The organism is Corynebacterium sp. KPL1824 (genome assembly GCF_000478095.1).
Lineage (GTDB): Bacteria > Actinomycetota > Actinomycetes > Mycobacteriales > Mycobacteriaceae > Corynebacterium > Corynebacterium accolens.
The window spans coordinates 530792-554167 of record NZ_KI515749.1; the positions used below are offsets into that span (position 1 = coordinate 530792).

Below are 23376 nucleotides of genomic sequence, written 5' to 3' on the forward strand. Positions count from 1 at the left end.
GAATGCTTACCTGAAAATAAGTGAAAACGGGGGTAACCAATCAGCCAAGGCGGGCTGCTGCCCCGTGGCTGTAATAGGGCGGAACGGCTCGGTAGGCTAGACCCTTATGGAAGATCCCACTCGCATTGACCCGACCTTGGCAGCGCTGCGCAAGGCATGGGAGGGCCAGCCCGATCTGAGCCTGCCGACGCTCTTTGCCTTATTGGCCAACCGGGGCATCGGCTGGGGCGTGAGCGACGCGGAGTTAGTCACCGAACTCGAGCGGCAGGCCGAGGTGCACCCGCCGCTATTGCCCTTGGAGGGCGGCCGCGTGGGCACTGGTGTGTGGCTCGTGCTTAGCGATGCCCCCACCTCCCGCATCACCGCCGATTCCTCCCGCATCATCGTGCGCCGCCCGAATGCTCAGCCGGTGGTGTGGGAATACAGCGCCATTAGGTCAACGGGGCCTGGCCGGCCCTTCGTGGTTACGGATACTGAGGGCTTTGAACACCGCCTTGGGATCGTCTCCAGCATCATGCGCCTGGATGAGCCGCTGCCGGAACTTAGTGGCCTGAGCCGCTACGAGTTGGGTGACTTTGTCTATGTCCTCCGCGTGGGCGACGCTATCGCTGTCCTAGACCACGGACTGCATCTCTTTCACAAGGAAAACCGGCGGGTGGTTGCCCATAATTATGCGTGGAAGAGGATAGAAAAATGCCGCCCTGGCGAGGAGTTGGAGTTACTCCTCGAGGGCGGCGATTATGCGCGATTGGGCAAGGTAGTTGAGGTTCTTGTTGCAGAGACCCCAAACCCCTTATTCAGCTAAATCCTTCATCGGCTTGACCTTGGTGAAGTGCAGCTTATAGCTGGTATCTAGGTCAGCGTCGGGGAAAGCCTCCCGGAAGTCGCGCTCATTCGTTTCTACAGCGTTGGTCAGCCGCTCCAGCGGCGTGTCTGGGTTGGCAACCACCGTGTACTGCAGCGTTGGGCGGGCGCGGTCGTATGCAACCAAGCGCTCGACCCGGTCCACACCATCGAGCGAGTCCAGATCCTTGGCCACCGCGGTGGCGATGGCGTTCATGGATGCAGAGATTGCGCCATCTTCATTGGAAGCTGCGGATTCCACATTATTAAAGCGGCGGTGGCGCAGGTTCACGACGATGAGCCACAAACCAATGAGGAGCAATAGGGCAGAGGCGCCGGCCAAGACCCAGACCCACCAACTATTGTCGCCCAAAGTGCGCCACGTATCGTGGTCTACCCACTCGGCCAGGTATTCAGCAAATTCCACATTGAAGTTAATGAGAATCGGCCACACACCGAGCGCGATGAGGATGATTCCGAGCAGTCCGAGGAGGATTCGGTCAAAGGTAGCAAGCTTTTTAGACATGATTATCCATCTCCGGAATCTTCTCTACGGCTACGGTGACCTTGGGTGGGTGTGCAAGCACTTCCAAAGCGCGGCTAACAGCCGTTTCCACGCGCCCAGGCAATTCGGTATCTTGCTCATCGCCATTGACGGTAACCTTCGCGCTCTTGGTATCCGCGGAAGTCTGCGCGGACGCGACTCCCGGAACGCGGCGCGCTGCAGCAGAGCTCAAGCGCGCGACATCAACGGGACGCATCCACATGGAAGCGGACTCGGAAGCGACCTGGATGTGGGTGTTGCGGCGCGTTTTTACCGCAGCGATCACAAAGATGAGACCAACGACGATAGAGCCTACCCCAGCCCAGATCATCCACGTCTCTAATTGCTCGGTGGCAATAAGATTGAGGACCGGCTGGACCCACGATTGGGCATTGGCGTCTGCGCCGACGAGCCAGGTTTCGCGTACGCCCACAATGCCAATGGCCAGCAGGACGAAACCTAAAATGACGGTCCACGTACGCACGGCAGGAGACGCCTTGGGCTGTTGCCCGAAATGCTCAGGCATATTCATCTCAGCCATTATTGCCTCCTTGCTCGTGGAATGGGGTGATGGAAATGGCACGCAGCGGCTCAGGCCGTGGCGCATAGACATGCAGCGGGCGCTGGCTCGTTGGGGTTACCTTGATGCGCTTGAGCGGTTCCTGGCGCGGGGTCTGAACCTTGCGCAGCGGGGCGGGCCTCGCGGTCCGCACGCGCTGCTCGCTCCGGGAATTATCGATCTCGATCTTGCGCAGTGGTCGTGGGCGAGGTGACTGCACCTTGCGCAGGGGAGCCGGCCGCGCAACGCGAACGCGCTTGTACTGTTGCGCATTGTCGATGTCGATCTTGCGCAAAGGCTGTGGACGAGGGACAGAGACCTTTGCCTTCTTGGCGAAGGGACGTACCTGTCCGCTCGGGAGCAACCGAGCAGGGCGCGGGGCGCGAACACTGCGTACCCGCTCTGGGCGCGGTTCGATGATGCGGCGCGGTTCGTGATCTTCTGGAGCACTGATGTCTAGCAGCTGGTGATCCGGAAGATCAGCGGAAATGCTTCGCACCGGCGCCTCCCGCGGCGTGTCAACAGAGCGCACCGGAGTATCGCCAGGCGGCGCCGATACTCCGCGGACGGCAACTTCCTTCCCAGAAGAAATCTCGCGGATATCCGCTTCTGGTGGAACGGCAATACCGCGGACAGTCGCCTCTTGCGGGGTATCGACGGTGCGAACCGCGGCTTCTTCCGGGGTCTCGATGCCTCGCACCTCGACCGAGTCCTGGGTGACAGGCTGGGTCACGGTAGACGGGGTGACCTCCGGCGTAAAAGCCGAAGCAGCAGGGCGCTGCGCTACCTGTTCTGCGGTAACGCGAGTATCCGGAACCGATTCACCAACGGTGACATTAACGCGGGTGGTGGTATAGCCGGTGTGGGCAGCAATGGCCTCTGAAATGGCGGCACGCGTACTTTCCGCGACTGCGGTAACCGGCGATGGCCACACCACAGCGATGGTCGCGCTTACTGCGGCGACCTCACGCTCTGGGTCCATCTGTACCGAAACCCGTGGATAACCGCGTCCGCCAATGCCAGCAAGCTTGGCATCTAAATCCTTTGTGCCAGGCACGCTAGCAATTGCGGCGGTCACGATTCGTTCCATGGTCCGCAGCGAGAAACGCGTGTGGCCCTTAGTGGAACCTTCTGACATTAGCCTTGGCCTTTCTCCTTGCCAATGAGGCCATTCCACACAGCGCTGAGGTCGATGCGGCCATCAAAATGGGAGCCCAAGAGGCCACCGATGGCAGCAAGCAGCACGGCGAGCAGCATCCAACCCCAACCTAAGTACAAAAAGAAGGCGAGTAGCAGGCCGATAACAATGCCCAATGTGGTGTAATTTTTCATATCTAATCCTTCGAGGGAGCAGCGGATAAGCCATCTACGGCGTCAGAAAACTCAACGTCGACGCGATCTAGTTCCGTACATGCCTTGCGGGCGGTCGAGCGGATTTCTTCCGCCAGACGGTACAGATCAGGTTGCGCACTGATATCAACGCGGACGTTGATTTGCAGGTGGCGATCGTCGCGGGGATCGGGCCGGCGCATGCCGGAAACCCTTTCGCCCGGGAAGAGTAGGTTCACCGAGCCGTAGCGTCCGCCGTCAAGGCCCGCGACACCGTTGAGCTTTTGCACCGCTTCCGCAATTGCGTGAGCGTGGCTTACCTCGAGCTCAAATTGTGCTCGGGGTTCAGGCATTGTTCTTATGCCTGGCCCTGGTTCAGTGCAGCCTGCTCTTCAGACTCGGAGTCTTCCTTCGGCAGCTTGACGTTGTGAACAACAACGTCAACGCGCTCTACAGTCAGGCCGGTCATGCGCTCGACAGCGTTCATGATGTTGCGGCGGATTGCCTCAGCCAGCTCGTGGATGGCAACGCCGTACTCAGCGGTGATGGCGATCTCGATCTTTGCGGAGCCGTTTTCTACCTCTACGTCAACACCCTGGCGTACGTCCTCGGATGCACCGAAGGACTCGCGGATGGTGCCCATCATGCGAGCGCCGCCGCCACCGAGGGAGTCAACGCCGGAAACCTCGCGGGCTGCAATGCCGGCGATCTTGGAAACAACGACGTCATCAATGGTGGTGGTGCCGTACTGAGTCTCCAAGTTGTTGTTTACCTCGCGCTCTTCAGAAGCGGCAACGTTGTTCTCAGAGTGCTTTGCAGGAGTGTTGTTCTCAGACATGGTCTTTAAGGCCTTTCCTTAAATATTGACTTGCATGGTCGCAATATGAAATTGAAGGACCAAGAACCAACGGTTCAAAATCCCTCTTTGAGCGTACCTACCGCCTAACCGGACGTGGGGTCTGTGACAACAATATTTACCAAAACGTGATTATTGGCACTATTGCCGGGGTGGTTTGAAAAACACCAGCCCATCGTGCTTAAATACTTAGGTTGCTTTAACAGGGCAGCGCGAACCGGTAACGGACCGTCTTTAACACGGTGCATATCGGGGAGACGCTGAGCTGGTAAAGCGAACATGACACCTTCGTTGTCATCGTGGTTCAGGGCTTTCCTGAAACACAGACTGGAAGGTCATCCGATCGGGCTAGGTCCGCGCTAGAGCAGAGACACCCCGAGACGATGGACCGGAGAAGGGGCATGGCAAATAAACAGCGGCAGTTAGCGAATAGGACACCCTCCACGTGTAATGCGTGAAAACCGTCCTCTTCACAATACTTTGACTACGGGTCTTGTACCCCGTCAGGAGCACTGCAGACTGGCATTTGCCATGTGCTGTATCTCTTGGTTGTCATGACAGTCAGACCACTGGCGTTGTGTCAGGCCCCAGGCCCGGACAACGTTATAGAGAAATCGAGAAGCAATTTCCCACCGCTTCACGCCCCGGAAACGCCGGGAATGTGAAAGTGGGGAAGCGAGGAAGAGGATAAGCGTGGCGGGACAAAAGATCCGCATTCGGCTGAAGGCCTATGACCACGAGGCAATCGACGCTTCTGCAAAGAAGATCGTCGAGACCGTTACCCGTACGGGTGCTCGTGTAGTTGGCCCAGTGCCGCTCCCAACCGAGAAGAACGTGTACGCAGTTATTCGTTCTCCGCACAAGTACAAGGACTCTCGCGAGCACTTCGAGATGCGCACGCACAAGCGCCTGATCGATATTCTCGACCCGACCCCGAAGACCGTTGATGCTTTGATGCGCATCGATCTTCCGGCAAGCGTCGACGTGAACATCCAGTAAGCGACTTTGGTGGAGAACTAATAATGAGTGAAAACGAGATCAAGGGCATTCTGGGCAAGAAGCTCGGCATGACCCAGGTCTTCGATGACGAGAACCGCGTTGTTCCGGTCACCGTCGTTGAAGCAGGGCCATGCGTTGTCACCCAGATTCGCACCCCCGAAACCGATGGCTACAGCGCCATCCAGATCGCCTTTGGCGAGATTGACCCACGCAAGGCAAACAAGCCTGAGTCTGGTCACTTCAAAAAGGCTGGCGTAACCCCGCGTCGTCACGTTGCGGAAATCCGCATGGACGACACCTCCGCATACGAGGTTGGCCAAGAGGTCAAGGTAGACATCTTCGAAGGCATCACTTTCGTTGACGTCACCGGCCAGACCAAGGGCCACGGCTACGCTGGTGCTATGAAGCGCCACGGCTTCCAGGGTCAGGGCGCAGCTCACGGTAACCAGGCCGCTCACCGCCGCGTTGGTGGTATCGGTGGCGCTGCTACCCCAGGCCGCGTCTTCAAGGGCAAGCGCATGGCTGGCCGCATGGGCCACGACCGCGTGACGACCCAAAACCTGAAGATTCAGAAAGTCGATGTCGAGTCCAACCTGCTGCTCATCAAGGGTGCTATCCCTGGTGCGCGCGGCGGCCTCGTCACCGTTAAGACCGCAGTGAAGGGCGGTGCACACGCATGAGCAACCTCAAGCTAGACGTCCACACCTCTGAAGGTAAGACCAATGGCTCCGTGGACCTGCCGGCTGAAATCTTTGACACCGAGGCATCCGTTGCTTTGATGCACCAGGTTGTCAACGCACAGCTTGCTGCTGCTCGTCAGGGCACCCACGCCACCAAGACCCGCGGCGACGTCCGCGGTGGTGGCCGTAAGCCTTTCCGCCAGAAGGGCACCGGTCGTGCGCGCCAGGGTTCCATCCGTGCGCCGCACTACACCGGCGGTGGCACCGTCCACGGCCCGCAGCCACGTAGCTACGCACAGCGCACCCCTAAGAAGATGATCAAGGCTGCTCTCTTCGGTGCGTTGTCTGACCGTGCTCGCAACGAGCGCATCCATGTCATCGAAGAGTTGGTTCCAGGCCAGAAGCCGTCCACCAAGGCGGCCAAGGCTTTCCTCGAGTCCCTGACCGAGCGCGACAACGTGCTGCTGGTTATCGGCCGCGAGGACATCAACGCCCGTCGTAGCGCTAATAACCTGCCGAACGTTCAGATCCTGGACGCCGGTCAGCTCAACACCTACGACGTTCTCTACTCCGATGACGTTGTGTTCTCCGTTGAGGCGCTACACACCTTCATCACTCGCGCTACCGGCGCGGATAAGGAGGAGAACTAATGGCTAAGATTTCTAACCCGCGCGATGTCATCATCGCCCCGGTTGTATCTGAGAAGTCCTACGGTCTGATGGAGCAGAACGTTTACACGTTCTTCGTCTCCCCAGACTCCAACAAGTCCCAGATTAAAGATGCCGTCGAGCAGATCTTTGACGTGAAGGTCGACTCCGTGAATACCGTAAACCGTGCAGGTAAGCGCAAGCGCACCCGCACCGGCTTCGGTCAGCGTAAGTCCACCAAGCGCGCATACGTGACGCTCCGTGAAGGCAGCGACTCCATCGACGTCTTCGGCGCAGGCGCTTAAGCGCCACCGGAGAGCCGAAAGGAAAAGGAAGAATTATGGCTATTCGTAAGTACAAGCCGACAACTCCGGGTCGCCGCGCATCCTCCGTATCTGAGTTCGACGAGATCACTCGTTCGACTCCGGAGAAGTCCCTGCTGCGCCCGCTGAGCAAAACCGGTGGTCGTAATAACTACGGCCGCATCACCACCCGCCACATCGGCGGTGGCCACAAGCGCCGTTACCGTCTGATCGACTTCCGTCGTAACGACAAGGACGGCATTCCGGCAAAGGTCGCTCACATCGAGTACGACCCGAACCGCACCGCAAACATTGCATTGCTGCACTACGTAGATGGCGAGAAGCGCTACATCATCGCGCCGAAGGGCCTGAAGCAGGGTGCTGTTGTCGAGTCCGGCCCGAACGCAGATATCAAGGTGGGCAACAACCTGCCGCTGCGCAACATCCCGACCGGTTCGACCATCCACGCTGTTGAGCTCAAGCCGGGCGCTGGCGCAAAGCTGGCCCGTTCTGCTGGTGCTTCCATCCAGCTGCTGGGTAAGGAAGGCAAGTACGCCGTTCTGCGTATGCCGTCTTCTGAAATCCGTCGCGTGGACATCCGTTGCCGCGCAACGGTTGGTGAAGTTGGCAACGCCGAGCAGATGAACATCCGCTGGGGCAAGGCCGGCCGCATGCGTTGGAAAGGCGTTCGCCCGACCGTCCGTGGTGTCGTTATGAACCCGGTTGACCACCCACACGGTGGTGGTGAGGGTAAGACCTCCGGTGGTCGCCACCCAGTGTCCCCATGGGGTCACAAGGAGGGTCGCACCCGCAACCCGAACCGTTACTCCAACAACATGATCGTGCGCCGTCGTCGCCCGAACAAGAAGCGCTAAGAGGAGGTAAACAATGCCACGCAGCCTTAAGAAAGGCCCGTTCGTCGATGAGCACCTCCTCAACAAGGTGGATGCTCAAAACGATGCAGGCACCAAGCAGGTCATCAAGACCTGGTCTCGCCGCTCGACCATTCTCCCCGATTTCATCGGACACACCTTCGCCGTCCACGACGGCCGCAAGCATGTGCCGGTCTTCATCGAGGACTCCATGGTCGGCCACAAGTTGGGCGAGTTTGCACCAACCAAGACCTTTAAGGGTCACGTCAAGGATGACAAGAAGGGACGTCGATAAGCGATGAGTGAGACCATCACCTCCGCATCCGCCACGGCCCGCTACGTCCGCGTTACCCCGATGAAGGCACGTCGTGTGCTCGATCTGGTCCGCGGCAAGTCCGTAAGCGAAGCTTTGGCAATCCTGAAGTACGCACCGCAGGGTGCTTCCAAGCCAGTTGCAAAGGTCGTTGCTTCCGCAGCCGCAAACGCTGAGAACAACTTCGGCCTCGACCCACGCACCCTGGTCATCTCCGAGGCATACGCCAACGAGGGTCCGACCATGCGTCGTTTCCAGCCGCGTGCACAGGGTCGTGCATTCATGATTCGTAAGCGCACCAGCCACATCACCGTGGTTGTCGAAAGCCAGCAGGAAGGGGCCAAGTAATGGGCCAGAAGATCCATCCTCACGGCCTACGTTTGGGCATCACCTCCGACTGGAAGACCCACTGGTTCGCGGATAAGGACTACGCGAACTACGTAGCCGAAGACATCAAGATTCGTAACTACCTCAACAAGGGCCTCGAGCGCGCCGGCATCGCCGACATCGTTATCGAGCGCACCCGTGACCGCGTCCGCGTGGACATTCACACCGCCCGTCCGGGCATCGTGATTGGCCGCCGCGGTGCTGAGGCTGACCGCATCCGCCGCGAGTTGGAAAAGCTCACCGGCAAGATGGTTGCCCTCAACATCCTCGAGGTCAAGCAGGTAGACGCAAACGCAACCCTCGTTGCTCACTCCATCGCGGAGCAGCTGGTTAACCGCGTCGCATTCCGTCGTGCAATGCGCAAGGCTATCCAGTCCGCTATGCGCCAGCCACAGGTTAAGGGCATCAAGATCCTGCTGTCTGGTCGCCTGGGCGGTGCAGAAATGTCCCGCGTTGAGCGCTACCACGAGGGCCGCGTTCCGCTGCACACTCTTCGCGCCGAGATCGACTACGGCACCGCAGAGGCCCACACCACCTTCGGCCGCATCGGCATCAAGGTGTGGATCTACAAGGGTGACGTCGTCGGTGGCGTACGCGAGTCCGAACTGAACGCTCCGGCACAGGGCCGTGGCCGCGGTGACCGCAACGGTCGCTCCCGCCGCGGTGGCCAGCGCCGCCAGCGTGCACAGCAGAAGCAGGAGGGCTAATCCATGCTTATTCCTAAGCGTGTTAAGTACCGCCGTCAGCACCGCCCGAGCCGTCGTGGCGTGTCCAAGGGCGGAAACCGCATTAACTTCGGCGATTACGCAATCCAGGCACTGGAGCCTGCGTACATCACCAACCGTCAGATTGAGGCCGCACGTATTGCCATCAACCGCCACGTTAAGCGTGGTGGCAAGGTGTGGATCAACATCTTCCCGGACCGTCCGTTGACCCAGAAGCCGCTCGGTGTTCGTATGGGTTCCGGTAAGGGCCCGGTTGAGAAGTGGGTGGCTAACGTGAAGCCTGGCCGCGTACTTTTCGAGATGAGCTACCCAACTGAGGCTGTTGCAATCGAGGCTCTGCGCCGCGCTGGCCAGAAGCTTCCTTGCAAGGTCCGCATCATCAAGAAGGAGGACCAGTTCTAATGGCAACCGGTACCCCCGCCCACGAGTTCCGTGAGCTCGACAACGCAGAGCTGGAAACCCGTCTGAAGGATGCGAAGGAAGAACTGTTCAACCTTCGTTTCCAGAAGGCCACCGGCCAGCTGACCAACAACCGCCGCATCGGCACGGTTAAGCGCGACATTGCCCGCATCTACACCGTTCTGCGCGAGCGCGAGCTGGGCCTGTCTGTCGCTCCGGGAGCTGAGGCTTAATCATGAGTGAGGCTAACGTGACTGAATCCAAGAAGGGACCAACTCCGAAGAAGGAGAAGGTCAAGGGTGCTCCTAAGGTCCGCACCGGCTACGTCGTCTCGGACAAGATGTCCAAGACCATCGTCGTCGAGATCGAAGACCGCAAGCAGCACGCTCTGTACGGCAAGATCATGCGCTCTAACAAGAAGGTTAAGGCGCACGATGAGGAAGAAATCGCAGGCGTAGGCGATCTCGTACGTATCGCTGAGACCCGCCCGCTGTCCAAGGACAAGCACTTCCGTCTCGTAAAGATCATCGAGAAGGCTAAGTAAACCCTAGCCAGCGCAGCCCCTGTACCGGACCACATGGTTCGGCGCAGGGGCCTCTCGCGGTTTTAGGGCTCTTAAGGACGGGCCCTTCCATAAAACCAATAGGGCACCCAGGTGACGCCGTCGGTGGGCAAGCCCCAGCCTTTCACCGCGAGGCCGCGGACCTTCTTTGCCAAATCTCCCTCGCCGGAGACCCACACGTACCCTGGCACCGAGTCACCGGCATAATCTGCTTCCAGCGCGGCAACGACGGAATCCGCCTCCTGGTGCGGCTCGGTGCGAAGGACGCGCAGGCTGCGCACGCTGGGCTCCCACCTAGCCGCGAGCCCGGGTTCTACTTCGTCATCGCTAGTGACCACCGCTACAACGTCGGTGGAAGCGAGCTTCGCCGGGTCATGTTCCTCTTGAAAGGCAAGGATGTGCCGCAGGGCAGGCAGGGCAGAGGCATCGGCGACCAATAGCTGCGCAGCCTCTGTCGGCCGCCACATCTCGTTGCAGGTAAAGAACCCCGCCGTATCGCCGGGTTGCGCGCGCAGAATCCACCGCGAGCCGGGGCCGGAATCGCCGTGGGTGACTACATCGACATCGACAGTCGCGTCCTCAGGGTGCAGCGCGCGTATGGTGTACCAGCGCAGGTCTGGACGCGTTTCCTCGTCCATATCGGCCACCGCCGCGCGGATATTGACGCCATCGACGGGGAAGGGCGCAAATTCCTGCCCGGCTTGCGGCATGACGAGGCCAAAGTATTCATCGGGGCCGGCGAGCTCATACGTCCGGAACGCCTCAGCGTGAAATGTCAGGCGGTGCAGCCGCGGCCGGATCTGCTCATTAGCGGTGAGGGTAACGGGGATCAATTCGTGTTCAGGCATCGTGGACGATTGTAAGGAAGAATTCATGCGTCCAACATACCTGTGCACAGTTAAGCCTTGCCTAATTCTTTCGGGGGGGGTAGGATATGCCACGTCATTTACCTCCTTTACCGAAAGGGTTAGCCTCATGAAGATTTTCGGACGCCGCACCATGGGTGTTGTGGCACTGCTGTCCGCCGGAGCCGTGGCCTTAGTCGGCTGCTCGCGCGGTGAGGGCGACGAAAGCACGCAGTCGTCCACCGAAGCCGCCAGCGAGGAGCGCGTGGCTAGCCTGGGCTTGGGCGATGCCGATACGCTGCTCGCCCTGGGTATTACTCCCGTGACGGTGGCGCCATGGGGCGCTGAGGGTGACGGCGATCCTTCCGGTGTTGGCCCTTGGTCAAAGAAGCTGCTTGGCGATGCCAAACCTGAGACCATCTACAACACCGCAACCGGTTTCACCGCGGAGACCTTCGAGCAGATCACCGCTGCCGATCCCACCAAGATCATTGCGGTGAACCAGGCGGTGGATGCTCGCGCGAAGGAATCCCTGGAAGAAATCGCGCCGACTACCGTCAAGCCTGATGGGTATGAAGACTGGCAGATTCCCTGGGAAAAGCAGGTAGAGGCCATTGCGGACGCTGTGGATAAGGAAGACGACGGCGAAAAGCTCATCAAGGACACCGAAAAGGCCTTCGAGGAATTCCGCCGCGAGCACACCGAATTGCAGGGCAAGTCCGCGGCCATCGTCATGCCTTATGACGGAAAGATTGGCCTGTACACAGATGAGGATGGGCGCGGACAGTTCATCGAGGATCTTGGCATGGAGATCCCCGATGAGTTGAAGGGCGATGGCAGCAGCTTCTTCGTTGACATTGCCCCGGAAAACTACGCAAAGCTCAACCAGGTTGAGCACCTCTTTGTCCTGGATTACAACGGCTCCGCGGATGTCTTGAAGAAGGATAAGACCTTCCAGGGCCTCGATATTGTCAAGGATGGGCGCGTGCGCTACCTGGACATGGATACCGGCAACGCCATGAGCATGCCGAACCCAGTGACCATCCCCTGGGCAATAGATAAGTTTGAAGAGAAGCTGTAATTGTCAGCAACCACGAAGGACAGCCAGACTATCCAGACGGGTTCCACAGCGCAAAACCCCACAGCCACACCGGTGATGGCGCGGGGAAAGGGGCGCAAGACGTTCCTTGTCTCCCTTATCCTCGCCAGCCTGGCGCTGGCGGTGGCGTCCTTGGCGCTGGGTTCCCGTTCCATTCCGCCTGATGAGGTCATCGCCGCGCTGCGCGGGGCAGGCGAGCAGGATATCCGCGATATCGTGTGGAACCTGCGCATGCCGCGCACCTTCTTGGCCTATTTCGCCGGCGCTGCCCTTGCCGTCGCCGGTGTCTTGGCGCAATCTTGGACCAGGAACCCGCTGGCGGACCCCGGATTTATCGGTATTACCGCAGGCGCCTCGTTCTTCGTTGCCCTAGGTACGGCCATTGGCATTGCTACCACCACCGGCATGCGCACCACCCTCGCGCTCGTCGGCGCGGGCATTACCACGCTGCTGGTTTTGGCCGTCTCGCGGCGGTTCCAGGATCCGCTAACGCTCATTCTCGTCGGCGCCGGCGTCTCAGCAGCCCTGGGATCGGGCGCGGTGATCATCGGCCTGTATTCCACGGACGTCCTCGATAGCATGCGGCGCTGGACCATCGGCTCAACCTTCGGGCGCGGCCCAGAAGACGTCGCCATCGCGGGTATTGGCCTGCTCATCGGCCTGGTATGCGCGGCGATGGCGGCCAGGCCGCTTGACCTTTTGGCCATGGGGGAGGAGTCCTCGCTTGCCTTGGGCGGGTCTCCAACCACTGCGCGGGTGGGCGCAGCACTGAGCGTCGTGGTGCTGGCCGGCAGCGCCACGGCGGCGACGGGCCCCATTGCCTTCGTCGGCTTTGCCATCCCCCACATCGTGCGGCGGGTGGTTGGCCCCAGCGTGGCCACGATGCTCTTGCCCTCCGCGCTTCTGGGCGGTTGCGCCGTGCTTGCCGCCGATATCATCGGGCGGCTTATCGTGGGTAACTCGGAGCTAGAGATGTCTATCGTGCTTGCCATCGTGGGCGCGCCCTTCCTCATTTGGGGCGCCCACCGTGGCGTGGGCAGAGCGTGGGGCGATAACGCATGACAACAATAAGCAGTATCCTGCAAGCGCAGCAGCGTCGCAGGCACGTCCGCGTGCTCGCCTCTACACTCGTATTTGGCCTTATTGCGCTTGCCGCCTACCTGGTATTGCTGGGGCAAGGCCCGCTGGAATTGAGCCCGCGGCAGGTCCTCGATGTGCTCACCGGCGGCGGCAGCGAGAGCCACATCAGGGTGGTGTGGGACTTGCGCCTGCCTGTTGCCATCGCCACCGTCATCGTCGGCGCCGCCCTCGGTGTGGCCGGTTCGTGGACGCAGACCATGGCGCGCAACCCACTGGCATCGCCGGATATTTTGGGCGTGACCGGCGGTGCATCGGTCCTGGTGGTGCTGGGCACTGTGCATTCGCGCCCCAGTTTCGCGGACGGCATCCCGGACTTCTGGTGGCGGGCATGCTTGGCGATGATCGGCGCCCTCCTCGTCGTCATCCTCCTCGCCGTCTTGGGTGGCATCGGCACGAGCAATCGCATCGTCATCGTCGGCATCGCCTTATCGCTGATGTTTCAGGCCATCGTGGCGTATTTGATGCGCAGCGCCCAGATCCAGCGCGCGGCCGAGGCACAAACGTGGCTGGCGGGCTCGACCGGGTTTGTGCGCATGGAGGTCATCGTTCCCTTACTCGTGGCGTTAGCGCCGTTTATTGCCATAGGCATCTGGTGCGCGCGGGAGCTGCCGCTGCTTGCCCATGATGATTCCTCCGCGACCACCCTGGGCGTCAATATCTCCCGCCAGCGCGCCCTGCTGCTCATCGCGGCAACCGGCATCTGCGCCGTGGTGGTTTCGGTGGTCGGACCCATCGGGTTTATCGCCCTGCTGGCACCGCACCTGGCGCGGATGGTGGCGCGCACGCCTACGCCCTCGCCGGTGGCATCGGCAGCCGCGGGCGCGGCTCTGCTGACCGTGTGCGCCGTCATTGCCGGCGCGATTCCGGTCAACGCCCCGGTGGGTGCGGTTTCCTCGGTCATCGGCGGCTGCGCCCTGGTGGTATTGGTGTGGAATGCGGCCCGGCGCAGTTAAAAGCCGTGGCGCGGCACAGCGAAGTTCAGTCCAGCCCGCCACCCAAATAGTGCTACACACTCGTACGTGGATGAAGGAAAAGATATGACGGATAATCAGCCCACGAGCCCGAAGCGCCGGTGCAGCCTCCAAGCCACCGGCATCCATGCGGGATATAAGGACGGCGAGGATATCCTCTCCGGCGTCGACCTGCATGCCCGCGCCGGTGAGGTCACCACGCTCATCGGGCCCAATGGCTGCGGCAAGTCCACGCTGCTCAAGACGCTGTCTAAAATCCTGGCCCCGCGGCAGGGTAGCGTCATGGTCGGGGAGGCTGACCTGCATGCGATGAACGCGAAGGAAGCCGCGCAGCAGGTGGCGCTGCTGCCGCAGCACCCCGTGGCCCCCGATGGATTGCGGGTAGGCGAGTTGGTCGCGCGCGGGCGCCACCCCTATCAGGGCAGGATGCGCGGTCTTTCTCCTTCGGACCGGGAGATCATCGCCCAGGCCTGCGAAGCCACGGAGATTGTGGACTTCCTCGACCGCGATATTGCCTCCCTATCGGGCGGGCAGCGCCAGCGCGTGTGGCTGGCTTTGGCGCTGGCGCAGGATACGCCGGTGCTGCTTCTCGATGAACCCACCACCTTCCTCGACCCCGCCCACGCCATGAGCATGCTGGAGCTGGCTCGCGCACAGGCGCGCGCCGGCAAAACGGTGGTTGTGGTCCTGCACGATCTTATGCTCGCGGGCCACTATTCCGATTCCATGGTGGTGATGAAGGCCGGCGATATCATCGCGCGCGGTGCACCCAAGCAGGCGCTGGCTCCAAAGGTATTGGCGCAGGCCTATGGCATCGAGGCGGAGGCCTGGGACGACCTGCTTGGCGATGCCCCCATTATCGTCCCCCGCCGCGTCCTCCCCAGCGACAACTAAGCGCTCCCCGCGCTAAGCGCCAGGAGCGCTTGGTTCGGCTACTGCCGCGCCAACCGGCGGATATCCAAAACCGAAATGGCGATGATGAAGAGGTTGAGCACGCAGCCCACGCTCAGCAGGAAATTGCCGATGCGGTAGGTTCCTGTGCCGACTGCCGCCATGTTGCCGTAGATGTAGATCCAGATTCCCCAGCCCACTAGCAGCACGATGCCGGCGATGCCGGAGAGCAGCTTGAGGCTGCGTGGGGAGGCGGGGGCGAAGAACTTAAAGGCGGCATCAATAAGCGCGGCCGCTGCAAGGACGATGCTTAATCCACCCGAGAGCCACAGCGGGAGCAGGGCTGCGGTACCAATGACAACGGGGAGGATGAATGCGAGGAACACTAAGAGGAATAGGCCCAGGTGTATCCACAGCGTGCGTTTGGTGTAGCTCATAAGGCTGACTCTACTTCCTTGCGCAGTGGGGGATTGGCGCCGGTGCGGGAGACGGTGATGCCGGCTGCGGTGGCAGCAAAGTGGAGGATATCGCGCCACTCTTCGGTGCTTAGTGCTGCGGCCTTGTTTGCATCGAGGCTGCGATCATCGAGTTGCGTCAGTAGGGCTGCCATGATGGTGTCGCCGGCGCCGATGGTATCGGTGACCTCTACCGCGGCTGCAGGAACGTCGAGAGAAGTATCCCCAGCCCTGACGCTAATTCCGTCGCCGCCGCGGGTGGTGGCCACGATGGGGACCTGGTGGGTGAACTCCTCGCCTAAAAAGTCCACCTCTTCATCCGATAGCTTCAACACCGAGACGTGTGTCAGCAAATCCGCCAAGAATTTCTTATGCGCCTCGGTGGCATAAAAAGGCCGGATATTGGGATCTAGGGCCACGAGCGTTCCCTGCGCGGCGAAGTCCCTGAGCAGCTGCGCATAGCGGGAAGCGCCCGGTTCCAAGGCCAGGGAGACGGTACCGAAGCAGGCGATATCTGCCGGAGCTAGTTTGGGCTCAACGAAGCGATCTGCGGTGCCTTCCACATAAAAGTTATAGGAGGCCGTGCCGTTTTCCGCGATGGTGGTCACCGCCAAGGTGGTCGGTTCTTCGCCGCGCTGCACGTGGGCGGTTTCGACGCCTTCTTCTTCAAGGCGCCGGAATAATTCCTGGCCAAACCCATCGGTAGAAATCCGCGATTGAAATTCCACGTCCGCGCCCAAGCGCGCCGCGGCGATGGCCACGTTGAAGGGGCCGCCGCCCAGCGCCGGGGTGAGGTCATTCAAGCGGCCGGGGGATACCGGAACCAGGTCCACGAGGCCTTCGCCGCACACATGAATAGTCATAGTTCCATAGTATCGGGGACATGAACCACCGACCGAACTTTCACCTTGCGCCACCACTGGGCCGCCTCAACGACCCCAATGGCCTTTTTGTGGATGGCGATATTCTGCACGCGTATTACCAGCATGACCCTGCCTTTCCGCACAAGCCCAGCCGGACCGGCTGGGGTCACGCCACCACCACGGTATCCGCGCCCACACCGTGGCGGCATTATCCCGATGCTCTTTATCCTGACCTGCCCTATGACAAGGATGGGTGCTACTCCGGTGGGGCCGTTGTTGACGGCACGGACGTGTGGCTTTTTTATACCGGGAACCTGAAAGAAGACGGGCGCCGCATCCCATCACAGAACCGCGTGCGGGTCATGGACCCCTCTGGGCCGGAAGGCGGGATTTATGTCCGCGATACCGCCAACCCGCTCATCGCTGATTCTCCGGAGGGGTATACCGGCCACTTCCGCGATCCCCATATTTCCCGCGCCGGGAAGGGATGGCGCATGGTCATTGGTGCGCAAACGGAAGACGAACGCGGAATCATCGTGCTGTATTATTCGCAGGATTTAAGGCAGTGGGAGTTCCAGGGTGAGCTTGTTTTTGATGATCCCGCGCAGCTTCCGGGTGGCTATATGTGGGAGTGTCCCAACTTGCTGACCTTTGGGGATAAACACGTGTTGATCTTCTGTCCGCAGGAGGAAACCGACCGGTGCGGCTACGTCGTCGGCACCTTGGACGGGCTTAATTTCCACGTTGAGCGCGGCTTTACCCTGCTGGATTACGGCACGCAGTTTTATGCGCCGCAGGCAACCGAGGAAAATATCCTGTTGGGCTGGATGGGCATGCCCGCTCATGATGAGACTCCAACGCAGGGGTGGGTGCATACCTTGACTATTCCGCGGCGGCTGTGGCTGGAGGATAACTATCTGTGCCAAGAACCGCTGTGGTCTGCGCTGCCGGAAACCCGCGGCAGGGACGGCTTTGGCTCGACCATCGATATAACGGGGGAGGGAGCTTATGCGCTTGTCGATGCCACCGGGAAGGAAGCATTCCGCGTGGTGCAAGGCGGTGGCACCATCTCTTTCAACGGCGGTGAGCCGATCACATGCCCCGATGGAGAAATGCGGCTCATCGCCGATGGCTGCGCCGTAGAAGTCTTTGCCGGCGGCGGTCGCATCGCCGCGGCATTCGCCGTTTTTGGGGATGCTCCCTGGCAGGCATGGGAGCCGCTGGACTAAGACCTTGCGGAACTAGGATCGACAGCTTTTTGTTTTGTGGACATTTCGGCCCAAACAGACTTAAATGGGAAGTAGTCAATCACATTCGGTCATTTAATGTGACCTAAATAACAAAGGTTGGTCCATGGAGCATCAAGAGGTCGCCGCCCGCACTCTCAAGGCATTAGGCGGCGAAGAAAATATTATTGCCCTTGCCCACTGCGCCACGCGCTTGCGCATGGTGTTGGATGATTCGGACAAGGTTGATACCGCAGCGCTAGACAACGATCCGGATCTGAAGGGCACCTTCGAAGCCGGTGGCATGTTCCAGGTCATCGTGGGCCCGGGCGATGTCAATATCGTCTTTCAGGAAATGACCAAATCCATTTCCAAGGACGTCGCCGTGTCCACCGATCGCTTGAAGGATATTGCCGCGGAATCCGGCAACTGGTTTTCCCGCGCGGTCAAGGTCTTGGCCGATATCTTTGTTCCGCTAATCCCTATCCTGCTCGGCGGCGGTTTGTTGATGGCATTAAATAATGTGCTGACCGCGCCGGGACTATTTGGGGATCAATCCGTCATCGAAATGTATCCTTCGTGGGAAGGGTTTGCCGGACTGGTCAACCTCTTGGCATCCGCTCCCTTTGCCTTCTTGCCCATCCTCGTGGGCTTTACTGCTACTAAGCGCTTTGGCGGCAATGAATTCCTCGGCGCGGGTATGGCCATGGCGATGGTCATGCCGGATTTGGTTAGCGGCTATAACGTTGCCGAGGCTATTGAAAATGGCGAGATGCCCTACTGGGATATCTTTGGCATCGACGTTGCCCAAGCTGGCTACCAGGGCTCGATCTTGCCCATTCTGGTCATCGCCTGGATCCTGGCGACGATTGAAAAGTTCCTGCACAAGCACCTCAAGGGCACCGTGGACTTCATGCTCACACCCCTGCTTACCCTGCTGGTGACGGGCTTTATTACCTTTATGGGGCTGGGCCCAATCTTGCGCACCGCCGGTGAGTGGTTGGGTATGGGGCTGGCCAACTTGTATGACTTTGCCGGTCCCGTGGCGGGCTTCCTTTTCGGTCTGGTTTATTCGCCGATCGTCATTACCGGCCTACACCAATCCTTCCCGCCCATTGAGACGATGCTGTGGAATGAGGGCGGTTCCTTCATCTTCCCCATTGCCTCGATGGCCAATATTGCCCAGGGTGGTGTGGCCTTGGCCGTGTACTTCTTGGCGCGCTCCGAAAAGCTCAAGGGCTTGGCCGGTGCCTCCGGTATCTCGGCGCTGTTTGGTATTACTGAGCCCGCGATCTTCGGCGTTAACCTGCGGCTGCGGTGGCCGTTTTATATCGGTATGGCGGCATCAGCCATCGCCTCTACGTTCATCGCCATTTTCGGCGTGCTTGCGGATGCCCTCGGCGCCGCCGGCTTCATCGGTTTCGTCTCCGTTCCCCGCTTTGTCCCAACCTTCTTGCTGTGTGGTGTCATCTCCTTCGCCGTAGCCTTCATCGGGGCCTACCTGTACGGGCAGGTGCTCATCCACCGCAACGGCACCATTGATCCTGATGAGGTCAACCCTCCCGCTGCGCAGGCTTTGGCCGCCGAGGCTGCTGAGGAGTCTGCTGCCGCTGGCTCCGCCGCCGCAGATGCCGCGACAATATTTTCTCCGCTAGAGGGAAATGCCCTGCCCCTATCCAAAGTTAAGGACCCCATGTTCGCCGGGGGCAAGCTGGGTAAAGGTGTTGCCATCGAACCGACGGTGGGCAAGCTCGTCGCGCCTGCAGATGGCACCATCACCGTGACCTTTCCTTCCCACCACGCCTACGCCCTGCGCGTGGACGACCCAGCGGTGGGGCCGATTGACATCCTTATGCACATTGGCTTCGATACAGTAAACCTCAAGGGCGAACACTTCACCTCGCATGTCAATAAGGGCGATACCGTCAAGCAAGGCGAGGTTCTGGCTGAATTCGATATCGAGGCCATCAAGGAAGCAGGCCTGCCGGTAACGACGCCGATCGTTGTGTCCAATGCCAAGAAGACCGGTCCCGTTATTCCCACCGCGGCCTTCCGCGAGGGTGAACTCATTGGCTCTGGGACGGACCTATTTACCGTTGACCCGAAGGCTCAGCAGGGGACATCGAAACCTTCTACAAAGGAAGCTACGTCTTAAGGGACGGACAAGACAAAGGCTGGGGATAAACCCCAGCCTTTTTACTTGTTTGTGTGTCTTAGGCCCCGTTGCGAGCCCGGCGGGCGAGCGCATTGCCCAAGCCCTGGATTGCTTGTACCACCACGATGAGGATGATCACGGTGAGGATAATGGCTACGGTATCGAATTGCTGATAACCATACGAGACCGCCAAGTCACCGACGCCGCCGCCACCGATGGTTCCGGCCATCGCAGTGGCAGAAATCAACGTGATGGTGGAGGTGGTCAGCGCCAAGATGATCGAGGCCTTAGCCTCTGGCAGCAAGAAATAACGGATGGTTTGCCACAGGGAAGCGCCCATGGATTCCGCAGCTTCGAGGATGCCATCGCCAACTTCCAACACCGATTGCTCGATGAGGCGGGCCATAAACGGCGCGATGAAGATGGTTAGCGGCACCAGCGCCGCGGTCATGCCAATGGAAGTGCCGACGATAAGGCGCGTGAACGGGACGATCGCCACCATCAAGATGATAAACGGCAAGGAGCGCACCGTATTGACGAGGAAGTCAGTGATCCTAAACAGCACGCGGTTGGGGTACATGCCCTGTGGATTAGCAAGTACCAGGATGATTCCCAGGGCAACTCCGCCGATCGTTCCTAAAAAGAGGGAAATGCCCACCATATAAAGGGTTTGCCAGCCGGCCTCTAGGTATTGATCGATAGAAACCTTGGTATCGAAGATCTCAGTTAAATCCATTAGTTCACTACCTCTGCGTTGAGTTGGCCCTGCTGCTGTATCCACTGCACGGCATCGTTAAGCGCAGCTTCATCCTTATTGACGAGCCCGAGCACCAGCGTGCCAACCGTGCCATCGCGCAGGGCCACGTCGGAGGCGTGGATAAGATCCGTGTCGATGCCCCGTTGCACCAAGCCGTTGACAAGGCCTTTTGCCGCGCCGCTGTGGTGGGTGACGCGCAGGACGCGGTCATAGTGGGAGGCATTGACCGTGTCTTGCACCGACGCTGGAAGGTGCTGCGGGAGTACGGTCTCCACGAGCCGCTGCGTCAGGGGTTGCTGCGGGGCAGAAAAGACGCCGCTTACGGCACCATTTTCGATGACATGGCCGTCCTCCATGACCACAACGGTGTCCGCGATGCGGGAGATAACACCCATCTCATGCGTGATGATGACGACGGTGATATCCAATTCCTGGTTCACGCGGACGATGAGATCCAGAATCTGGTCAGTCGTTAGCGGGTCGAGGGCTGACGTCGGTTCATCGCACAGCAGAATCTTTGGGTTGGTGATTAAGGCGCGGGCGATCCCGACGCGTTGGCGCTGACCACCGGAAAGCTGCTTTGGCAGCGATTGGGCGCGCCCTTCAAGCCCCACCATTTCTAGCACCTCGGTGACGCGCTGCTGGATTTCCTTCTTCGGGGTCTTGGCCAGGATGAGCGGCATCGCCACGTTCTGAGCCACCGTCTGCGTATCGAGTAGGTTGAAGTGCTGGAATACCATCGACACTTCTCCGCGCAGCTCGCGCAGTTGTTTCTTGGACAGCGCATTAAGGTCACGGCCTAGAACATTGACCGTTCCAGCGGTGGGCTTTTCCAGTCCGTTAATGGTGCGCAGCAAGGTGGACTTGCCGGCACCGCTCGTGCCGACGACCCCGAAGATGGATCCCTTTTCGATGTCCAAGTTGACACCTTCCAGGGCCGTCACCGAGGCCGACTTGGTGCGAAAGGTCTTGCCTAAGTCGCGAAATTCAACATCAAGCATGGAGAAAGTTCCGTATTACTTCTTGAGCGAGTCTGGGACGAACCAGTAGTTTTCCTCGTTCACGCTATCGACGTGGTCGAGGAACTCCTGGGACTTATAGGCCTCAATAACTGCCTTAGCCCAGTCGGCGTCCTTCTTGTCTTCCGTGGTGACGGCCTGGAGGATGAGGTCATCGCTGAGGTCTTCTTCCCCAAGGGCCAGGGAAGGATCGACCTTGGAGGAATAAGCAATGGAGCCTGGGATAATACCCCAGTCAACATCGTCCATGGAGCGCGGAATGGTAGCAGAGTCCATCGGCTGAATCTTGAGGTCGTGCGGATTGTCCTCAATATCATTGACCGTCAAGAGGTTCTGGTCAGCATCGTCCTTCATGGTGAGCCAGCCAAGCTTGACCAAAAGGCGGAATGCTCGAGTCTGGTTCGAACCGTCCTGAGGGATGGCAACGGTGTGGCCCTTATCCACATCATCAATGGACTTATGGGACTTGGAGTAAATCTTGGTCTTAACGGTGGGGATATCGGTGAGGTTGGTCAGCTCGGACCCAGTCTCTTGGTTGTAGACGTTCATGTACGCCGTGTGCTGGTCTACGTTGAGATCAATCTGCCCCTCGGATAGAGCGACATCTGCCTGTCGCAGCTCGGAGAAGTCCGTGTAATCGACCTTAAAGCCTTCATCTTCAAGGATTGGCTCAATTCCGTCCTTGAAAAGCTCGGAATATGGCCCTGGGGAAGTACCGACCTGAATCGTATCCGTATCGCCGTCGTCTTCATTATCGCTAGCGCAAGCGCCCAGGGTGAGTGCGGTTGCGGCAGCGGTTACCGATGCGCCAATTTTTGTAAATAGAGAGCGTGACATGAGGAACCTTTAAATAGTAGACGTAAAAGTGGACGCCTAATAGACTACCCGGTTCAACTATATAGACCAAGTTGTACGGAGTGAAATCTCTGTGTTTCGAGGGTTGGTCTGGCCGCTGGGGGTTGGCATTTCCGCAGGTGGCCCGGGAAAAATATAGACCGTGCATAAATAATCGGGGGAATTTAATAGGATTTACTATGCAAAATTGTACAGGCCGGTCTAGTTGTGTGTCAGGGCGCAAAAGCTTTGCGATGCTCCTTTTAGGAGCGGAGAGGGCGTGGGGAGGGGCTAATGAGGGTAGGGAAGGGCTATCGGGTTCTAGGGCATTGAGCCCGGCAGCCGTGAATCCCTCATTTGCCTTCCCCTTGGAATTTTTAACGCGCATAGAAAAAGGCTGTGCCGGCCGGGAATTGTTCCCGACCGGCACAGCCAGTCCTTTTTACGGTTTTACCGTGTAGGGGTGTTTCTTAAAGTGCTACACCTCTATGGGGTGATTGGCGGAGTCAAAGCGCTGCGTTTGCACTGTTTTGGAAGTAGCTAAGCCATGTGGTTCAATGTATAGGTTGCGAGAGCTGGTCGGTCCGTAGCGGTGCGTTTCCGAATCGCCGGTCCGAGACCCATCGACGCTTTTACGTGTTCGTTGTAAAGGCTCGAGCACAGCAAGTTTGTAGACCGCGTGTGGCAAGGACGGAAATCTTGTCGCACATCAATCCAGGTCAGGAGACCCATAGTGATTCAGCAAGAATCGCGTCTGCGCGTCGCCGACAACTCTGGTGCACGTGAGCTTTTGTGCATCCGCGTTCTCGGTGGCTCCGTCCGACGCTTCGCTGGCATCGGCGACATTATCGTCGCAACCGTCAAGGACGCTGTTCCAGGCGGCAGCGTTAAAGAAGGCGATGTAGTTAAGGCAGTTATCGTCCGCGCGAAGAAGGAAACCCGTCGTCCGGACGGTTCCTACATCCGCTTTGATGAGAATGCTGCAGTTATTCTGAAGGGCGATAGCGAACCTCGCGGTACCCGTATCTTCGGCCCGGTTGCTCGTGAACTTCGTGACAAGCGTTTCATGAAGATCGTTTCTCTAGCACCGGAGGTGATCTAATC

At 59.4% G+C, this 23376-nt stretch carries 31 protein-coding genes; 19 read left to right on the plus strand and 12 right to left on the minus strand.

Annotated elements, in window-relative coordinates; translation table 11 throughout:
• The first annotated feature begins 106 nt into the window (after positions 1–106).
• Positions 107–805, plus strand: coding sequence for a hypothetical protein (locus HMPREF1267_RS02435; RefSeq protein ID WP_023028277.1), 699 nt, complete (start codon positions 107–109; stop codon positions 803–805).
• On the opposite strand, the gene amaP is transcribed toward HMPREF1267_RS02435, so the two are convergent.
• Genes amaP through HMPREF1267_RS02465 form a run of 6 tightly spaced genes read right to left on the minus strand, consistent with a single transcriptional unit; the run spans position 794 to position 4113 of the window.
• Positions 794–1369, minus strand: coding sequence for an alkaline shock response membrane anchor protein AmaP (gene amaP / locus HMPREF1267_RS02440; protein ID WP_023028278.1), 576 nt, complete (start codon positions 1367–1369; stop codon positions 794–796). The genes HMPREF1267_RS02435 and amaP overlap by 12 nt on opposite strands.
• Positions 1362–1928 (minus strand): DUF6286 domain-containing protein, encoded by a 567-nt coding sequence (locus tag HMPREF1267_RS02445; RefSeq protein WP_023028279.1) that lies wholly within the window; start codon positions 1926–1928, stop codon positions 1362–1364. The genes amaP and HMPREF1267_RS02445 overlap by 8 nt, the downstream gene beginning before the upstream one ends.
• On the minus strand, positions 1921–3084 hold the full coding sequence (locus HMPREF1267_RS02450) for an Asp23/Gls24 family envelope stress response protein (RefSeq protein ID WP_023028280.1): 1164 nt from the start codon (positions 3082–3084) through the stop codon (positions 1921–1923). The genes HMPREF1267_RS02445 and HMPREF1267_RS02450 overlap by 8 nt, the downstream gene beginning before the upstream one ends.
• On the minus strand, positions 3084–3278 hold the full coding sequence (locus HMPREF1267_RS02455; protein WP_005276895.1) for a hypothetical protein: 195 nt from the start codon (positions 3276–3278) through the stop codon (positions 3084–3086). The genes HMPREF1267_RS02450 and HMPREF1267_RS02455 overlap by 1 nt, the downstream gene beginning before the upstream one ends.
• 2 nt (positions 3279–3280) lie before the next feature.
• Complete coding sequence (locus HMPREF1267_RS02460) at positions 3281–3628, minus strand: hypothetical protein (protein ID WP_005276897.1); 348 nt, start codon at positions 3626–3628, stop codon at positions 3281–3283.
• A gap of 5 nt (positions 3629–3633) precedes the next feature.
• Complete coding sequence (locus HMPREF1267_RS02465) at positions 3634–4113, minus strand: Asp23/Gls24 family envelope stress response protein (protein ID WP_005276899.1); 480 nt, start codon at positions 4111–4113, stop codon at positions 3634–3636.
• A gap of 711 nt (positions 4114–4824) precedes the next feature.
• On the opposite strand from HMPREF1267_RS02465, the gene rpsJ reads away from it, so the two are divergent.
• Genes rpsJ through rpsQ form a run of 11 tightly spaced genes read left to right on the plus strand, consistent with a single transcriptional unit; the run spans position 4825 to position 9999 of the window.
• Positions 4825–5130: a 30S ribosomal protein S10 gene (gene rpsJ / locus HMPREF1267_RS02470; protein WP_003848085.1), complete on the plus strand. Its 306-nt coding sequence runs from the start codon at positions 4825–4827 to the stop codon at positions 5128–5130.
• Positions 5131–5153: 23 nt separating this feature from the next.
• Positions 5154–5810, plus strand: a complete 657-nt coding sequence (gene rplC, locus HMPREF1267_RS02475; RefSeq protein ID WP_005276932.1) for a 50S ribosomal protein L3 — start codon at positions 5154–5156, stop codon at positions 5808–5810.
• A complete protein-coding gene (gene rplD / locus HMPREF1267_RS02480; RefSeq protein ID WP_005281229.1) occupies positions 5807–6460 on the plus strand; it encodes a 50S ribosomal protein L4 in 654 nt (217 codons plus the stop codon). The genes rplC and rplD overlap by 4 nt, the downstream gene beginning before the upstream one ends.
• Complete coding sequence (rplW, locus tag HMPREF1267_RS02485) at positions 6460–6762, plus strand: 50S ribosomal protein L23 (RefSeq protein ID WP_005276934.1); 303 nt, start codon at positions 6460–6462, stop codon at positions 6760–6762. The genes rplD and rplW overlap by 1 nt, the downstream gene beginning before the upstream one ends.
• Before the next feature lie 35 nt (positions 6763–6797).
• Positions 6798–7634, plus strand: coding sequence for a 50S ribosomal protein L2 (gene rplB, locus HMPREF1267_RS02490; RefSeq protein WP_005276935.1), 837 nt, complete (start codon positions 6798–6800; stop codon positions 7632–7634).
• A 13-nt stretch (positions 7635–7647) separates the two neighbouring features.
• Positions 7648–7926, plus strand: a complete 279-nt coding sequence (gene rpsS, locus HMPREF1267_RS02495) for a 30S ribosomal protein S19 (protein ID WP_005276936.1) — start codon at positions 7648–7650, stop codon at positions 7924–7926.
• Between the two features lie 3 nt (positions 7927–7929).
• Positions 7930–8292 carry a 50S ribosomal protein L22 gene (gene rplV, locus HMPREF1267_RS02500; protein WP_005276938.1) on the plus strand — a complete coding sequence of 121 codons (363 nt, stop codon included), beginning with the start codon at positions 7930–7932 and terminating at the stop codon, positions 8290–8292.
• On the plus strand, positions 8292–9038 hold the full coding sequence (gene rpsC, locus HMPREF1267_RS02505) for a 30S ribosomal protein S3 (protein ID WP_005276941.1): 747 nt from the start codon (positions 8292–8294) through the stop codon (positions 9036–9038). Before rplV ends, rpsC begins: the two co-directional genes overlap by 1 nt.
• A 3-nt stretch (positions 9039–9041) precedes the next feature.
• Positions 9042–9458 carry a 50S ribosomal protein L16 gene (gene rplP, locus HMPREF1267_RS02510; protein WP_005276943.1) on the plus strand — a complete coding sequence of 139 codons (417 nt, stop codon included), beginning with the start codon at positions 9042–9044 and terminating at the stop codon, positions 9456–9458.
• Entirely contained in the window at positions 9458–9688 is a 231-nt protein-coding gene (rpmC, locus tag HMPREF1267_RS02515) for a 50S ribosomal protein L29 (RefSeq protein WP_005276944.1), read from the plus strand. Before rplP ends, rpmC begins: the two co-directional genes overlap by 1 nt.
• Positions 9689–9690: 2 nt before the next feature.
• Entirely contained in the window at positions 9691–9999 is a 309-nt protein-coding gene (gene rpsQ / locus HMPREF1267_RS02520) for a 30S ribosomal protein S17 (RefSeq protein WP_005276946.1), read from the plus strand.
• A 71-nt stretch (positions 10000–10070) separates the two neighbouring features.
• On the opposite strand, the gene HMPREF1267_RS02525 is transcribed toward rpsQ, so the two are convergent.
• Positions 10071–10892, minus strand: a complete 822-nt coding sequence (locus HMPREF1267_RS02525) for a siderophore-interacting protein (RefSeq protein ID WP_084539219.1) — start codon at positions 10890–10892, stop codon at positions 10071–10073.
• Between the two features lie 100 nt (positions 10893–10992).
• Here HMPREF1267_RS02525 and HMPREF1267_RS02530 point away from each other — a divergent pair, with 100 nt between their 5' ends.
• From HMPREF1267_RS02530 to HMPREF1267_RS02545, 4 genes are all read left to right on the plus strand, one after another.
• Positions 10993–11943 (plus strand): ABC transporter substrate-binding protein, encoded by a 951-nt coding sequence (locus HMPREF1267_RS02530; RefSeq protein WP_023028282.1) that lies wholly within the window; start codon positions 10993–10995, stop codon positions 11941–11943.
• 75 nt (positions 11944–12018) lie between these two features.
• Complete coding sequence (locus HMPREF1267_RS02535) at positions 12019–13023, plus strand: iron ABC transporter permease (RefSeq protein ID WP_034666815.1); 1005 nt, start codon at positions 12019–12021, stop codon at positions 13021–13023.
• Positions 13020–14054, plus strand: coding sequence for an iron chelate uptake ABC transporter family permease subunit (locus tag HMPREF1267_RS02540; protein ID WP_023028284.1), 1035 nt, complete (start codon positions 13020–13022; stop codon positions 14052–14054). The genes HMPREF1267_RS02535 and HMPREF1267_RS02540 overlap by 4 nt, the downstream gene beginning before the upstream one ends.
• 84 nt (positions 14055–14138) lie before the next feature.
• Positions 14139–14966 (plus strand): ABC transporter ATP-binding protein, encoded by an 828-nt coding sequence (locus tag HMPREF1267_RS02545; protein WP_023028285.1) that lies wholly within the window; start codon positions 14139–14141, stop codon positions 14964–14966.
• Positions 14967–15004: 38 nt separating this feature from the next.
• Here HMPREF1267_RS02545 and HMPREF1267_RS02550 read toward each other — a convergent pair whose 3' ends face one another.
• Entirely contained in the window at positions 15005–15400 is a 396-nt protein-coding gene (locus HMPREF1267_RS02550; RefSeq protein ID WP_023028286.1) for a hypothetical protein, read from the minus strand.
• Positions 15397–16281 carry a carbohydrate kinase gene (locus tag HMPREF1267_RS02555; protein WP_023028287.1) on the minus strand — a complete coding sequence of 295 codons (885 nt, stop codon included), beginning with the start codon at positions 16279–16281 and terminating at the stop codon, positions 15397–15399. Before HMPREF1267_RS02555 ends, HMPREF1267_RS02550 begins: the two co-directional genes overlap by 4 nt.
• Positions 16282–16301: 20 nt before the next feature.
• On the opposite strand from HMPREF1267_RS02555, the gene HMPREF1267_RS02560 reads away from it, so the two are divergent.
• Both HMPREF1267_RS02560 and HMPREF1267_RS02565 read left to right on the plus strand, forming a co-directional pair.
• Positions 16302–17510 carry a glycoside hydrolase family 32 protein gene (locus HMPREF1267_RS02560; protein WP_023028288.1) on the plus strand — a complete coding sequence of 403 codons (1209 nt, stop codon included), beginning with the start codon at positions 16302–16304 and terminating at the stop codon, positions 17508–17510.
• A 124-nt stretch (positions 17511–17634) separates the two neighbouring features.
• A complete protein-coding gene (locus tag HMPREF1267_RS02565) occupies positions 17635–19662 on the plus strand; it encodes a sucrose-specific PTS transporter subunit IIBC (RefSeq protein ID WP_023028289.1) in 2028 nt (675 codons plus the stop codon).
• A 58-nt stretch (positions 19663–19720) separates the two neighbouring features.
• On the opposite strand, the gene HMPREF1267_RS02570 is transcribed toward HMPREF1267_RS02565, so the two are convergent.
• The 3 genes from HMPREF1267_RS02570 to HMPREF1267_RS02580 are packed head-to-tail and all read right to left on the minus strand — an operon-like array spanning position 19721 to position 22275.
• Positions 19721–20398 carry a methionine ABC transporter permease gene (locus HMPREF1267_RS02570; RefSeq protein WP_005281257.1) on the minus strand — a complete coding sequence of 226 codons (678 nt, stop codon included), beginning with the start codon at positions 20396–20398 and terminating at the stop codon, positions 19721–19723.
• On the minus strand, positions 20398–21420 hold the full coding sequence (locus HMPREF1267_RS02575) for a methionine ABC transporter ATP-binding protein (protein ID WP_023028290.1): 1023 nt from the start codon (positions 21418–21420) through the stop codon (positions 20398–20400). The genes HMPREF1267_RS02570 and HMPREF1267_RS02575 overlap by 1 nt, the downstream gene beginning before the upstream one ends.
• A gap of 15 nt (positions 21421–21435) precedes the next feature.
• Entirely contained in the window at positions 21436–22275 is an 840-nt protein-coding gene (locus tag HMPREF1267_RS02580) for a MetQ/NlpA family ABC transporter substrate-binding protein (protein WP_023028291.1), read from the minus strand.
• Positions 22276–23005: 730 nt separating this feature from the next.
• Here HMPREF1267_RS02580 and rplN point away from each other — a divergent pair.
• Complete coding sequence (gene rplN, locus HMPREF1267_RS02585) at positions 23006–23374, plus strand: 50S ribosomal protein L14 (RefSeq protein ID WP_005276965.1); 369 nt, start codon at positions 23006–23008, stop codon at positions 23372–23374.
• Positions 23375–23376: the final 2 nt, after the last annotated feature.